13 protein-coding genes are annotated in these 13,445 nt (G+C 64.0%); 11 read left to right on the top strand and 2 right to left on the bottom strand.

Annotated elements, in window-relative coordinates; all coding sequences use genetic code 11:
• Nucleotide 1 precedes the first annotated feature (1 nt).
• The 8 genes from MU553_RS09520 (at nt 2) to MU553_RS09485 (ending at nt 5,063) form a co-directional block, all read left to right on the top strand.
• On the top strand, nt 2–559 hold the full coding sequence (locus MU553_RS09520) for a 50S ribosomal protein L18 (protein ID WP_247377466.1): 558 nt from the start codon (nt 2–4) through the stop codon (nt 557–559).
• A complete protein-coding gene (locus MU553_RS09515; protein ID WP_247377469.1) occupies nt 556–1,191 on the top strand; it encodes a 30S ribosomal protein S5 in 636 nt (211 codons plus the stop codon). Before MU553_RS09520 ends, MU553_RS09515 begins: the two co-directional genes overlap by 4 nt.
• Nucleotides 1,191–1,655, top strand: coding sequence for a 50S ribosomal protein L30 (gene rpmD, locus MU553_RS09510; protein WP_247377471.1), 465 nt, complete (start codon nt 1,191–1,193; stop codon nt 1,653–1,655). Before MU553_RS09515 ends, rpmD begins: the two co-directional genes overlap by 1 nt.
• 2 nt (nt 1,656–1,657) lie before the next feature.
• Nucleotides 1,658–2,164, top strand: a complete 507-nt coding sequence (locus MU553_RS09505; protein ID WP_247377473.1) for an uL15m family ribosomal protein — start codon at nt 1,658–1,660, stop codon at nt 2,162–2,164.
• Nucleotide 2,165: 1 nt separating this feature from the next.
• Nucleotides 2,166–3,641, top strand: coding sequence for a preprotein translocase subunit SecY (secY, locus tag MU553_RS09500; RefSeq protein WP_247377475.1), 1,476 nt, complete (start codon nt 2,166–2,168; stop codon nt 3,639–3,641).
• A 159-nt stretch (nt 3,642–3,800) separates the two neighbouring features.
• On the top strand, nt 3,801–4,073 hold the full coding sequence (locus tag MU553_RS09495) for an AbrB/MazE/SpoVT family DNA-binding domain-containing protein (protein ID WP_247377477.1): 273 nt from the start codon (nt 3,801–3,803) through the stop codon (nt 4,071–4,073).
• Entirely contained in the window at nt 4,074–4,505 is a 432-nt protein-coding gene (locus MU553_RS09490; RefSeq protein WP_247377479.1) for a type II toxin-antitoxin system VapC family toxin, read from the top strand.
• 198 nt (nt 4,506–4,703) lie between these two features.
• Nucleotides 4,704–5,063, top strand: coding sequence for a hypothetical protein (locus MU553_RS09485; protein WP_247377481.1), 360 nt, complete (start codon nt 4,704–4,706; stop codon nt 5,061–5,063).
• 65 nt (nt 5,064–5,128) lie between these two features.
• Here MU553_RS09485 and MU553_RS09480 read toward each other — a convergent pair whose 3' ends face one another.
• Together MU553_RS09480 and MU553_RS09475 are read right to left on the bottom strand one after the other, a co-directional pair.
• Nucleotides 5,129–7,456, bottom strand: coding sequence for an amino acid permease (locus MU553_RS09480; RefSeq protein ID WP_247377483.1), 2,328 nt, complete (start codon nt 7,454–7,456; stop codon nt 5,129–5,131).
• On the bottom strand, nt 7,453–7,875 hold the full coding sequence (locus tag MU553_RS09475; protein ID WP_247377485.1) for a universal stress protein: 423 nt from the start codon (nt 7,873–7,875) through the stop codon (nt 7,453–7,455). The genes MU553_RS09480 and MU553_RS09475 overlap by 4 nt, the downstream gene beginning before the upstream one ends.
• A 217-nt stretch (nt 7,876–8,092) precedes the next feature.
• On the opposite strand from MU553_RS09475, the gene trkA reads away from it, so the two are divergent.
• Genes trkA through MU553_RS09460 form a run of 3 tightly spaced genes read left to right on the top strand, consistent with a single transcriptional unit; the run spans nt 8,093 to nt 13,423 of the window.
• A complete protein-coding gene (trkA, locus tag MU553_RS09470) occupies nt 8,093–9,424 on the top strand; it encodes a Trk system potassium transporter TrkA (protein ID WP_247377487.1) in 1,332 nt (443 codons plus the stop codon).
• Nucleotides 9,425–9,426: 2 nt separating this feature from the next.
• Nucleotides 9,427–10,977: a TrkH family potassium uptake protein gene (locus MU553_RS09465; RefSeq protein ID WP_247377489.1), complete on the top strand. Its 1,551-nt coding sequence runs from the start codon at nt 9,427–9,429 to the stop codon at nt 10,975–10,977.
• 58 nt (nt 10,978–11,035) lie between these two features.
• Nucleotides 11,036–13,423, top strand: a complete 2,388-nt coding sequence (locus MU553_RS09460; RefSeq protein ID WP_247377491.1) for an amino acid permease — start codon at nt 11,036–11,038, stop codon at nt 13,421–13,423.
• Nucleotides 13,424–13,445 lie beyond the last annotated feature (22 nt).

The raw sequence follows: 13,445 nt of genomic DNA, 5'->3' as shown, positions 1-13,445 counted from the left end.
CATGGCAACAGGACCACGATACAAGGTGCCGATGCGGCGTCGCCGCGAGGCCCGGACTGATTACCATCAGAGGTTGCGCCTGCTGAAATCCGGGAAACCCCGGCTGGTCGCTCGCAAGAGCAACCAGCATACTACGGCGCAGCTGATCGTCACTGGCCCACAGGGCGACGAGACCGTTGCGAGCGCACATTCGAGCGACCTCGACGAGTTCGGCTGGGAGGCTCCCACCGGGAACATCTCGGCCGCGTATCTCACGGGGCTGCTCGCAGGCAAGCGCGCGCTCGCCGCCGGCCTCGAGGAGGCTGTGCTCGACATCGGGCTCAACACGGCGACACCGGGCAGTAAAGTATTCGCAGTACAGGAAGGCGCAATCGACGCCGGGCTCGAGATCCCCCACAACGACAGCGTGCTGGCAGACTGGGAGCGCACCAGCGGCGAGCACATCGCTGAGTACGCCGAACAGCTCGACGACGAGCTGTATTCGGGCGATTTCGACGCCACAGAGCTACCATCGCACTTCAACGACGTGCGAGAGACACTGATGGAGGCTGAACTATGAGCAACAACGGATGGGAACCGCGCACGCGGCTCGGCCGGAAGGTCCGCGACGGCGAGATCGACTCGATGGAGGAAGCGCTGAACTCCGGCCTGCCGCTGAAGGAACCGGAGGTCGTCGACCAGCTGGTCCCCGACCTCGAAGACGAAGTGCTGGACATCAACATGGTCCAGCGCATGACCGACTCCGGGCGCCGGGTGAAGTTCCGGTGCGTCGTCGTCGTGGGCAACCGCGACGGCCTCGTCGGCTACGCCGAGGGGCGTGACGACCAGGTCGGTGGTGCGATCCAGAAAGCGATCGAAGTCGGCAAACTGAACCTCATCAACGTCTCCCGCGGCTGCGGGTCCTGGGAGTGTGGCTGTGGGCGACCCCACACCGTCGCACTTCGTACGACCGGCAAAGCGGGCAGCGTCGAGGTCGAACTCCAGCCAGCCCCGCGTGGGCTCGGACTGGCGGGCGGAGAGACCGTCCGGCACGTCCTCGAACTCGCTGGGATCGAGGACATCTGGACGCGCAGTTCGGGGAACACCCGGACGACGGTCAACTTCGCGAAGGCGACGTTCAACGCACTCAAACGTACCGCCGAGGCACGCGTGCCAGAGCGGACGATGGAAAAGCGTGAGGTGATCGAGTAATGAAAGCGCTCGTTCAGCTTCGCGGTGACGTCAACATGGCACAGGACGTGCACGACACGCTGAAGATGCTCAACGTCCACGACGTGAACCACTGCACGCTGGTGCCCGATACGGACGCCTACCGCGGGATGATCACGAAGGTCAACGACTACGTCGCACACGGCGAGCCGAGCCAGGCAACGGTGGAGACGCTGCTGCGCACGCGCGCAGAGCCCCTGGAAGGCGACGCCGACGTCGACGACGAGTGGGTCGCCGAGAACACCGAGTTCGACGACATCGAGGCGCTGGCCTTCGGACTGCTTTCCGAAGAGACGACGCTGCGCGAGCAGGGACTCGCACCGGTCCTCCGGCTGCACCCGCCGCGTGGTGGACACGACGGGCTCAAACAGCCGACCCAGGCGGGTGGGCAGCTCGGCAAACACACGACCGAGGAGATCGACGAGCTCCTCACAGCGATGCGATAACAATGACGAGTAAGAAACGACGACAGCGTGGATCACGCACGCACGGTGGCGGCACGCACAAGAACCGACGTGGCGCAGGCCACCGAGGTGGCCGTGGGAACGCTGGTCGGGACAAACACGAGTTCCACAACCACGAACCGCTCGGGAAATCCGGCTTCAAGCGGCCCCAGAAGCTCCAGGAATCGGTTGCGGAGATCGACGTCCGCGAACTCGACGAGGACGCTGCGCTGCTCGCTGCGGACGGCGTCGCCGAGGAGACGGACGGCGGCTACCGCATCGACGCGCGCGACGTCGTCGAGGACGGGCACGCGGTCGACGTCGTGAAGGTCCTCGGTGGCGGCCAGGTACGTAACGAACTGGTCGTCGTCGCCGACGACTTCTCCGACAGCGCCGCGGAACTGCTCGAATCGGCCGGCGGAGAGGCGGAACTGACCGAACGCGGTGAGGAGCGCCAGGCCGAGATGGAAGCCGATACATCTACGGACGAGGAGTCAGAAGAGGCCGCGTAGCATGGGTTGGAAAGAGACCGCTGAACCGGTACTCACCCGGATGCCGTCAGTCCGTCGGCCGGAGGGACACGTCCCCTTCAAGCGCAAGCTAGCCTGGACTGCCGGTATCCTGGTGCTGTATTTCTTCCTGACGAACGTCTACCTGTACGGGCTGGGAACTGGTGGCGCCGGAGACGTCTTCGGACGCTTCCGCTCGATCCTGGCTGGCGGCAGAGGTACCATCCTGCAGCTCGGTATCGGACCGATCGTTACCGCGTCCATCGTGCTGCAGCTGCTGGGTGGCGCGGACCTGCTGGGGCTCGACACCCAGAACAATCCGCGCGATCAGATTCTGTACCAGGGCCTCCAGAAGTTCCTGGTGATCGTGATGATCTGCCTGACCGGCCTGCCGATGGTGTTTGCCGGGAACTTCCTTCCGGCGAGCCCGACGGTCGCCAACCAGCTTGGCATCGGGGCGCTCGGCGTCAAGTGGTTGATGTTCGCGCAGATCTTCGTCGGAGGGATCCTCATCCTGTTCATGGACGAGGTCGTCTCGAAGTGGGGCGTCGGCTCCGGTGTGGGTCTGTTCATCATCGCCGGCATCAGCCAGTCGCTGGTGGGCGGTCTCTTCACGGTTCCGCAGATCGGCGGTCAGACGATCGGGTTCATCCCGGCGTGGATCGCCATCGCCATGGGGGACCTCCAGATCGGGCCGCTGTTCGGCGGTGGCCTCCAGCAGGCGCTGTTCAACTCCCAGTACGGGATCATCTCGCTGTTCACGACGGTCCTCATCTTCGTGGTCGTCGTGTACGCCGAGAGCGTCCGCGTCGAGATTCCGCTCAGCAACTCGCGGGTGAAAGGTGCGCGTGGCCGCTTCCCGGTCAAGCTCATCTACGCCAGCGTCCTGCCGATGATTCTCGTCCGCGCGCTGCAGGCCAACGTCCAGTTCCTGGGACGCATCCTGAACGCCCAGATGGCGAACATGCCGGGCTGGCTCGGCGTGTACTCGAGTGGGCAGCCCGTCGGCGGGTTGTTCTACTTCCTCGCGCCGATCCAGTCACCGGGCCAGTGGATGTGGTGGCTCGGCCAGACGACGGCCGAACCCTGGATGATCGCGATTCGCGTGCTGATCGACCTGACGTTCATGGTCATCGGCGGCGCGATCTTCGCGATCTTCTGGGTCGAAACCACCGACATGGGGCCGGAGGCGACTGCCCAGCAGATTCACGGCTCTGGGATGCAGATCCCGGGCTTCCGGCAGAACCCCGGCGTGATCGAGAAGGTGCTCGAACGGTACATCCCGCAGGTCACCGTCATCGGCGGTGCGCTCGTGGGACTGCTCGCCGTCGCAGCGAACATGCTCGGGACCATCGGCAACGTCGGTGGGACCGGCCTGCTGCTGACAGTCTCGATCACCTACAAGCTCTACGAGGAGATCGCCGAAGAACAGCTCATGGAGATGCACCCCATGATGCGCCAGGTCTTCGGCTCAGATTAAATACAACTTCTCTATTTTTTTGCGGGGCATCGAACCGGTTAGCTGTGCCCATCTGACGTAGCGGATGCGGTGCCAATTATACTATAGTACCAAACTGACCATCACTGGTTGGTTGCATGTGGCGCAACATGTATTGCGCGAGGGCCTATACGTGTGAGTATGGCAACTGAGGACACTCCCGAAGAGACGAAAGTAAGTGAGCGGGGGATGGTCACGATCCCGGCGGCGCTACGTCGACGGCTCGACATCGAGGCGGGCGATAAGCTTCGCTGGGATACCGACGAGGAGGGAAATCTCTCCATTGAAATCGTTCGACAGCGCTACGGTGCGTTCGAAGACGACGATCTGAAGGCTTCGATGGGTGGCGATGGCCTCGAAACGCACGATCTCACCGGGAACGAGGATGATCCGGCGTTCCCTGAGGATGCCTGAATGGCGGTTGCCGTCCTCGATTCCAACGTTCTCATCGACTACAAGGACACGAGTTCGGATGCCCGGCACGAACAGGCGGAAGAAATCGTCTACGCCATCGATAGGGGTGACCTTCCGACCGCCCGCGTCACGAATTACGTGCTTTTGGAATCCTTGAACTGGATTCACGAGCGGCAACGCCACGATATTGCGGTCGACCTCCGCAATCGCCTCTCCGACTCAGCGGGCTTCGAGTTGGTGCATTCAGCACAGAAGGATTTCTACCGTGCCGTGGAACTTTTTGAAACCTACGATGGGTTCGCGTTCGGTGATGCAACCATCGTTGCGTACATGGAGCGAGCAGACATCGAGTATCTCTATTCGTTCGACGATGACTTCGACGTGATCGAAGACATCACCCGACTGGATACGGCGGACAACCCTTTCAGCTGAGTACGGATCATCGGAGCAATCGGGGCAATGTCGATCGACCAGCGCGGTGATTCAACGTGCTGAGCGTTCCACCGAGTGGCGTTGCGTTCGAACACCACGACCAGTACCGATGGTGCGCCAGGTCTTCGGCAGCGACTAACGCGACACACCCGTTTTCATTTCCAACCACCTGATCACGTCTCCCGCGGTCATCAGCACGTGGGCCCGACACGGCGAGCCGTGCTCACGGCTGGGGCAGTCGCCATCTCCCTCGGCGGTCGTCTGCGTGCCCCGTCGTCGGATGGGCCGCCGTACGAAACGTACGAGGTCGACGACGGGCCGGTGTACGGCCCCGGACTCGAAGCCGAGCGGCAGATCGCCTTCGACGCTGGGCTCGTCACCACCGAGGCCGACGGGGGCGCGTTCCAGTCACGACTTACGCCGACGGACAGGCAGTTCATCGACCGAATCGAGTTCCCGACGGACGCACCTCCTGCCACTGCCGACCGGGTGATCACGACGCTGCTCGTCACATGCGAACGCGACGGACGGTTCCAGCGCGGACGCACGTCGAACTGACCCCTGAACGAACGTCACGAGACCCGGTGTGGAGACCGTAGCAAACAGCGACTGCGCGCGACTGGTCACCCGATCAGCCGTTCGAGCAGCGACCGATTGCGTTTCTTCTCGGCGAGCAGCACCGAACACTCGACGTCGTCGATCACGTCGAGGACGAGCGCACCGCGGACGAGTCGCGAGAGCAGCCCTTCCTCGGTCGCGCCGATGATGAGCAGGGAGGCGTCTTCGGCGGCGGTTTCGATCGCCGTCTCGACGTCGCCGGTCTCGACGCGCAGCCGGGCGTCGCCGATACTGTGGTCGGCCGCCCACTGGCTGAGGAACGTCTCGCCTTCCGCCTGGTCGTCGGCGACGTGCAGGAGCGTGACCTCGCTGTCGAACTCGGCCTGGAGCGTCTTGGCGATGGCCGCGCTCAGGTCCGAGTCCGGACCGCCGGCCGTCGGGACGAGGATGTTCGAGGCGTCGAAGCCGCGGTCCTTCAGCACGAGGAAATCGCAGGGGAGGTCGTGTGCGAGTTCGTCGATGGCGGACTCGGCGCGGCCGGGCGACCCGTGGGCGTCGGGACCCCATCCCATGACGACGAGGTCGGCGTCGTGGGTCCGGGCGGCACTGAAGATCTCCTCGAACGAGCGGTGCGAAACGATGGTCTGGGTCTCGACCGGCACGTCGAACGTTTCGGCGTCGTCCTTGGCGGCTGCCAGCAGTTCTTCGGACTGGCCGTCGATCTCGTCGACGTGTTCGGCACCGTACGCCAGCGACGTCTGGTCGGGGACGGTGACGATGTGGGTTGCGAGGACGCTCCCGTTCCGCTCTTTGGCTACGGCACTGGCGAGCGTGATCAGTTCTTTCTCGTTTTCGGGATTCGCCAGCGGGACCATCACGCGGTACGTTCCCCCGTCGGGTTCGACGCCGCTGGCGGCTGCGACGGCCGAATCGGGCATCGTTTCGGAGCGCTCCTGGATGTACTCGCCGAGGATGCCCTGTTTCTCCGCGCGCGAGCGGGCGTACACGAAGTACCACAAGATGGCCGCGCCGACGAGTGCGAACCCGAGCTGGAGGATCGTCGCGTCGATGAAGTAGATCAGGGCAAACGAGGAAATCGCGCCCAGAATGGGGGTGATCGGGTACAGGGGCACCCGGTAGTCTGGTTCGTACTCGCTCGGATCGGCCGTCCGCATCACGATGAGTGCGATATTGAGCAGCCCGTAGATGACCAGGTGCAGGAAACTCGCCGTGCTGGACAGCGAGACGATGGCGTTCCCGCCGATGGCGTTCGCCGCCAGGATGAAAAACAGGATGAGCCCGCCGGTCACCGCGATCGATCGGTACGGCGTCGCGAATCGGGGGTGAATGTTGTTCAGCGCCGGCGTGATGAGCCTGTCGCGGCCCATGGCGAAGTTGATCCGTGAGGACGCGAGGATCGACGCGTTCGCGGAGGACGCCGTCGCCAGCAGTCCGCCGAACAGCATCGAGACGGCACCGATCGGTCCCAGAAGCTCGCTGGCGGCCGAAACGACGACGATGTTCCCGGCAGCCTGTTCAGCCGCGATAAAGCCCTGCTCGACGGCGGCACTCATCGCGACCAGCACGAGCGCGTAGATGGCAGTCACGAGGACGACGCTCCCGATGACCGCCCGGGGAAGGTTCTTCCCGGGGTTTTTGATCTCCTCGGCGACGCTCGTGATCTGGACGAAGCCGAGATACGAGACGAAGATGATCCCGGTCGTCACCATCATCGGCCCGTACCCCTTGGCCGTCGGCAGGTTCGCCGGATCGGCCCGGAGCGCGCCGGCGATGGTGAAGACGGTCAGGATCGCCACCAGGATGACGACGATGACGTTCTGGAGCCGGCCGGTCTCTTTCGCGCCGACGTAGTTGACGGTGATGAAGAACGCACCACCGACGAGGGCCAGCAGCGTCACTGCGTCCATCGCGATGGGGCCGAGGCCGATCGTCTCACCGATGCTCACGATGGTGGCGCCGAGGCCGACCTGCTCTCCGAGGCCGACGACGACAGCGCCGAACCTGATCGTGTCGCCGAGACCGACGATGTCCTGGATGTACTCGCCGAAGCCGACCATGTAGAATGCCGAAGCGAAGGCCAGCCCGAGCCAGTTCGCCCAGCCGGCGATCGAGCCGAACAGGGGGCCGAGCGCGTGGTTGACGTAGTAGTAGGCGCCGCCGGATTTCGGCATGGCGGTCCCGAGTTCGCTGGCCGACAGCGCGGTCAACAGCGCAATCCCGCCGCCGATGAGGAAGGCGATGATGGCGAACGAGCCGGATTTCTGGATGGCGTCGCCGGGCAGCACGAAGATTCCGGCACCGATCATCGTCCCGACGCCGATGGTCAGCGCCGCGAGCGGGCCCAGGTCCTTGGCGAGTTCCTCGTCGCTCATTCCGTATCACCGTCGGGCAGGACGACGACCGGTCGGTCTCGCTTGGTGATGAGGTCGAGTGCGACGTCGCCAGTCAGCAGACGCATCCATCGACTGCCGCCCCGCGGCGTGAAGACGACACTCGTCGCGTTCTCCTCGTCGGCGGCCGCGAAGATCGTCTCGGCCACGTCGGTCCCGTAGTCGATGCGGGTGTCGACGTCGACGGCGTCGTCTAACTCCTCGTGGACGATCTCGAAGATACGTTCGGCTTCCTCCTCGCGTTGCTCGACGGAGGCCTTGTCCGGTGCTCCGCCAGCCTTCTCGACGACGTGGACGGCGACGACGTGCTCGCCGACGTACGGGGCGAGTGCGCGGGCAGTGGAACGGGCGTCGTCGCGGCTGGCGACGGGGAGCAGCACGCGCTCGAACAGGTCAGACATGTGTAGAGACGTATCCGTGTCCGGTCGCTTCGGCCAGTGTTCCGAATCCAGCGACGGCGTGACGATTCATATCCGTCGGTGAGTCCGGACTGAACTTAAGTTCTCGTACATGTCTTCACACAGGTCTGGGTGCAATCGCCGGTCCGCCCGAAGGGAAATTCACTTACCCACCCCGACAGAACCACCGCGATATGAATCCTGTGCCGGGTGATCGTCCGTGCGCGTAATTATCGTCGGTGCAGGCCAGGTCGGGTCGACCATCGCGGCGAGTCTTGCCGACAGTCACGAAGTCGTGGTCGTCGACATCGATCCCGACCGCGTGGAATCGCTGACCTACGCGATCGACGTCCTCGCCGTCGAAGGCGACGGTGCTTCCGTGGATACGCTCAAAGAAGCGGGCATTGAGAAGGCGGACCTGCTCATCGCCAGTACTGACGACGACGAGACGAACATCGTCACCTGCGGGACGGCAAAGACCGTCGGTGATGCCTTTACGATCGCCCGCGTCAAGAGTACGAAGTTCCTGAACACGTGGCAACAGGCCGAAGGTGCCTTCGGCGTCGACCACATGGTCGGCACGAACCTCCTGACCGCGCAGACGGTCGTTCGCGTCATCGGACTCCCGGCCGCCCGAGACGCCGATACGTTCGCGCAGGGAGTCGTCCAGATGGCCGAGTTCACCATCGCGCCCGACAGCCCGGTCGCCAACCAGACGGTGCAAGAGGCTGATCGGTTCGAATCGCTGACGTTCGCGGCCCTGCTCGGCGACGACGAAGTCGTCATCCCTCGCGGTGAGACGGTCATCGAACCGAACAGTGAGGTCGTCGTCATCGGGAGTCCCGAGAGCGTCCGTCAGTTCGGCACTGCTGTCGCGCCTGATGCGGAGGCCGTTACCGACGTGCTCATCGACGGCGGTAGTGACATCGGCTATCACATCGCCCGCCTGCTCGAAGACCAGGGGCTCAAGCCACGCTTGATCGAACAGGACCCGAAACGGGCACGGGAACTCGCCGAGCAGCTCCCGGGGACGACCGTCATGGAGAGCGATGCGACCGACCGTGAGTTCCTCGAACGCGAGCACGTCGACGACGTGGACGTGGTCGTCTCCGCACTGGACAACGACGAAAAGAGCCTGTTGTCCGGACTGCTGGCGAAGCGACTCGGGGCGAACCGCGCAATTTCGGTGGTCGACAACGGTGCGTACGTCGATCTGTTCGAGGAGGTCGGCGTCGACGTCGCGGTCAACCCGCGCGAGGCGACGGCAGAGGAGATCACGCGGTTCACTCGCGAACAGCACGCCGAGAACGTCGCACTCATCGAGTCCGATCGCGCCGAGGTCATGGAGATCGAAGTCGACGGCGAGAGCGTCCTCTCGGGGAAACCGATCCGTGAGTCCGTCGGCGACCTCCCCGACGGCGTCGTGATCGGCGCGATTACGCGGAACGGTGAATTCGTGAAACCACGCGGTGACACTGTCATCGAGGTCGACGACCACGTCGTCGTGTTCGTCGACGCCGACGCGATCGAGGAGGCGACGCCGAAACTGTGACGATGCATCTCCGTGTCGACTGGCGGGCGGCGACGAGTCTCGTCGGCACCGTCATCAAGTACCTCTCGGTCGCACTCCTCCTCCCGCTCGTCACGGCACTCGTTTACCGGGAAGGAGTCGTCGCCTTCGGCATCTCCATCGGGGCCGTCGTCGTGATCGGATACTTCCTCGAACGGCTTGACCCCGACCCCGACCTGGGCGCCCGCGAGGGCTTCCTCATGGTTGCGCTCACGTGGCTGCTCGTGCCGATCATCGCGACGCTTCCGTACCTGCTGTCGGGGTACCTCGGTGAGGACCCCTCGACCCTTAGCTATCCGGTCAACGCGCTGTTCGAGACGATGTCCGGGTTCACGACCACCGGCGCGACCGTCATGGGCGACATCTCGCTGGAGCGCCACTCCCACGCCTTGTTGCTGTGGCGGCAACTCACTCAGTGGCTCGGCGGCATGGGAATCGTCGTTCTCGCCGTCGCCATTCTGCCGGAACTCTCGGTCGGTGGCGCACAGCTCATGGACGCGGAAGCGCCGGGTCCGGGCATCGAGAAGCTGACGCCCCGGATCGCCGAGACGGCGCGGGCGCTCTGGCTTGCGTATGCTGGGTTCACCGTCCTGCAGTTCCTGCTCCTGTACGGTCTCCACCTCGCGGGACTGGCCCCGAACATGGGACTGTACAACGCCATCGCACACCCGTTCACGACGATGCCGACCGGGGGGTTCTCCCCGGAGGCCCGGAGTATCGAGGCGTTCTCGGCGGCCGTTCAGTGGGTCATCATCCCGTTTATGATCGTCGCAGGGACGAACTTCGCGCTGTTCTGGCGAGCGCTCACCGGCGAGCCCGGCGTGCTGTTCGAGGACAGCGAGTTCCGGTTCTACCTGGGCATCATGGGTTCGCTGAGTGCCGTCGGCGCCGTCCTGTTGTTCACCGGTGCAGGACTGGCGATGGTCCCGGAGCTGATCCCGCCGATCGTCAGTGAGTGGGAGCCGGCGCTCCGGCACGCCACGTTCCAGGTCGTCTCGATCGTGACGACGACCGGCTACGCGAGCATGGACTTCAACACCTGGAGCGGCGTGACCCAGTACCTGCTGCTGTTCGGGATGTTCATCGGCGGTTCTGCCGGATCGACCGGCGGTGCCATCAAGATCGTCCGGTGGCTGGTCATCATCAAGTCCATCCGGCGGGAACTGTTCACGACGGTCCACCCGGAAGCCGTTCGACCAGTTCGGCTCGGTGGCCGTGCGCTCGACGAGCAGGCGCTCCGCGGTATCTACGTGTTCACACTGCTGTACCTGGCAATCTTCCTCGTGGCGGTGGTCATCATCCTGATCGACGCTACTCGGGTTTCTGACTTCCACCTCACGGCGTTCGACGCGATGAGTGCGGTCGCGGCGACGCTTGGGAACGTCGGGCCGGGCTTCGGCGTGGTCGGCCCGATGAACTCCTATCTCGATTTTCCTCGGACCTCGAAGCTGTTCATGGTGTTTCTGATGTGGATCGGTCGCCTGGAGATCATCCCGGTGCTAGTCTTGCTGACAAGTGCCTACTGGCGGTCCTGACACGGCTACGACGAGCTGCGGCCGACCACTTTTGCGTGTGCGTGGCGTGTGCTAGCTAATGGTCGAGCACACGCGAACACTGGGATTCAAGATCGCCTTTGCAATCGGCCTCGGAACGATGATCGCGGCGGGCATCTTTTCCCTGTCTGGCACTGCCGTGGCAGAGATCGGTAGCAGCGCCGTCATCGCGTTCGTCATCGCGGCCGTCGTCGCCGGCATCACAGCGGCCTCCTACTCCGAGTTCGCCTCGATCTACTCGGAGAACGGTGGTGGGTACCTCTTCTCGTCGCGAACCTTCGAACACGAGACGCTGGTGTACACCATCGGCGCCATGCTGTTCCTGGGGTACACCGGCACGACGGCCTTCTACCTGGCCACGATGGACGAGTGGTTCTTCCGGTTTATCGTCCCTGAGTCGCTCCACTGGCTTCCACACGGCACGACAGGTATCCTGGCCGTCCTCCTCCTCGGGTGGCTGAACGCGAGAGGCACCGAGGAGAGCGGGACCTTCCAACTGCTCGTCACGGGGGCGAAAGTGGCTGTCCTGATCGCGTTCGTCGGCGGCGCGTTCGCGTTCGAGGGGCCGACCACGGCCGTCGGGACCTTCGCCGGTGGGTTCTCCACTGACGCGGTCGGCATCGTCACCATCGCCGCGCTGGCGTTCATCACCTTCTTCGGCTTCTCGGCGATCGCCGCCAGCGCCGGCGAGATCATCGAACCCCGCAAGACCGTCCCGCGAGCCATCGCCGCCAGCATTCTCACCGTGACGGTCCTCTACGCGTTCGTCATCATCGCCATGGTGAACTCGCCGATTCCCGCGGAGATCATCGCCCAGGAAGGCGAGACGGCGATGGGTCGGGTCGCGTCGGCGTTCCTGGGACCGATCGGCCAGTCGCTCATCGTCGCCGGTGCCATCTTCAGCATGGTCAGCGCATCGAATGCGAGCATCCTCGCAGCTACGGGTATCGGGTCGCTGATGGGCCGACAGGGCCAGGCACCCCGGCCGTTCTCCCGCATCCACCGCCGCTACAACACGCCATACTGGAGCGTCACGGCGGCGACCGGCACGATCGTCGTTCTCATCCTGCTGTTCATCGGTGTGTTTCCAGCCGAGGGTGGCGGACTGGTTCCGTTCGATCTGACCGTCCCGTTCCCGCTGTTCGGCGCGCTCACGCTGACCGACCTGGGACTGACGGTGCTCACCGGGTTCGCGACGCTCAACCTCCTGCTCCCGCTGTCACTAGTCAACGTGGCACTCATTTATTCCCGGAGGCGGTATCCGGACATTGAACGGGGATTCCGGGTGCCTGGCGTCCCGTACGTTCCCGTCCTGGGCATCCTGGCCAACGTTGCGCTCATCTACAACTTGCCAGTGAAAGGCGTCATCGTGGGTCTGGTAGTCAACGCCGTCGTCCTCCTCGGATATCTGGTCTGGGGCGGCGCGCCGAACGTAGACGAACTGTTCGAGGAAGTCGTGGCACCGTCACAGCCGGGTGCCGGCCGGGAGACCCAACCGACGGGAGCCGAGCCGGAAACCGAAGATCGCTATCGGATTCTCGTTGCCGTTGCTCGACCGGAGCGTGCCCAACACTATACTCAACTGGCCGCCCTCCTGGGGAATTTGCAGGCCGACGACCCGATCGTACAGGTCTTGAACGTGACGCGGGTTCCCGAACAAACGCCCTTCGAGGCGGTGACGGAGACCGCCGTGGGGCGCACTCGTCGGATTGAAGAACTGCTCGCCGACGTCGACGTCGACGCCGAGTACACAGTGGAAGGCCACACCTGCCAGGACGTCGCGTTCGACATCGTCCAGACTGCTCGAAACACCGACGCCGACCAGATTCTGATGGGGTATCCCGAAGAACACACCGACGTCGCAGAGCAAGTCGAGTACAAAACACCGTGTCCCGTCATGTTTGTCGACGGGTTCACCGACCCGACAAACATCGACGTCGTCAACGTCGGTGCCGGCGGCGGTCCGCATCATCAGGCTGCCCTCCCACTCGTCGAGCGTCTCGGCCTGAGTGGCGTCGAAATAAACGTCATTAACGTCACGCCCCAGGGTGGCGGGGGACGAGCGGAGACGTCGGACGAGACGCTGGCTGCACTGTCCGACGCACCAACGGTCAACGTTCAGAACGTCACTGCGACGACCGTCGCGCAGGGACTGGTCGATACTGCCGTCGAAAACGGTGGGATTCTCCTCATCGGTGCCACACGGACGCGGCGACTCCGCAAGTGGGTATTCGGCAGCACGCCTGATCGCGTGATCGATCTGGCCGATGGGGCCGGTGTCCCAGTAATCGTCTTCGCCGGACCGCGCGGTGTTCACGGTCCTGTCGAGGACTACGTGTATCCCATCTATCGGTCTCTCACCGGCCGGTCGCGTACGACTGACGATTCTGAGGAGCCGACGACTGCCATCCCAGAGGCCGAACAGTAGTTCCGCTTCGGCGGGCTTCTCC

This window comes from Halorientalis brevis (genome assembly GCF_023077655.1).
Note: the sequence above shows the minus strand (reverse complement) of the source record. Positions and strands in the feature narration are given on the sequence as shown.

Bases quoted from the DNA above. Each gene is read 5' to 3' on its own strand.
- secY (WP_247377475.1), top strand. From the start codon at position 2,166: ATGGGTTGGAAAGAGACCGCTGAACCGGTACTCACCCGGATGCCGTCA.
- rpmD (WP_247377471.1), top strand. From the start codon at position 1,191: ATGAAAGCGCTCGTTCAGCTTCGCGGTGACGTCAACATGGCACAGGAC.
- MU553_RS09460 (WP_247377491.1), top strand. From the start codon at position 11,036: ATGGTCGAGCACACGCGAACACTGGGATTCAAGATCGCCTTTGCAATC.
- MU553_RS09490 (WP_247377479.1), top strand. From the start codon at position 4,074: ATGGCGGTTGCCGTCCTCGATTCCAACGTTCTCATCGACTACAAGGAC.
- MU553_RS09505 (WP_247377473.1), top strand. From the start codon at position 1,658: ATGACGAGTAAGAAACGACGACAGCGTGGATCACGCACGCACGGTGGC.
- MU553_RS09465 (WP_247377489.1), top strand. From the start codon at position 9,427: ATGCATCTCCGTGTCGACTGGCGGGCGGCGACGAGTCTCGTCGGCACC.
- MU553_RS09475 (WP_247377485.1), bottom strand. From the start codon at position 7,875: ATGTCTGACCTGTTCGAGCGCGTGCTGCTCCCCGTCGCCAGCCGCGAC.
- MU553_RS09495 (WP_247377477.1), top strand. From the start codon at position 3,801: ATGGCAACTGAGGACACTCCCGAAGAGACGAAAGTAAGTGAGCGGGGG.
- MU553_RS09520 (WP_247377466.1), top strand. From the start codon at position 2: ATGGCAACAGGACCACGATACAAGGTGCCGATGCGGCGTCGCCGCGAG.
- MU553_RS09480 (WP_247377483.1), bottom strand. From the start codon at position 7,456: ATGAGCGACGAGGAACTCGCCAAGGACCTGGGCCCGCTCGCGGCGCTG.
- MU553_RS09515 (WP_247377469.1), top strand. From the start codon at position 556: ATGAGCAACAACGGATGGGAACCGCGCACGCGGCTCGGCCGGAAGGTC.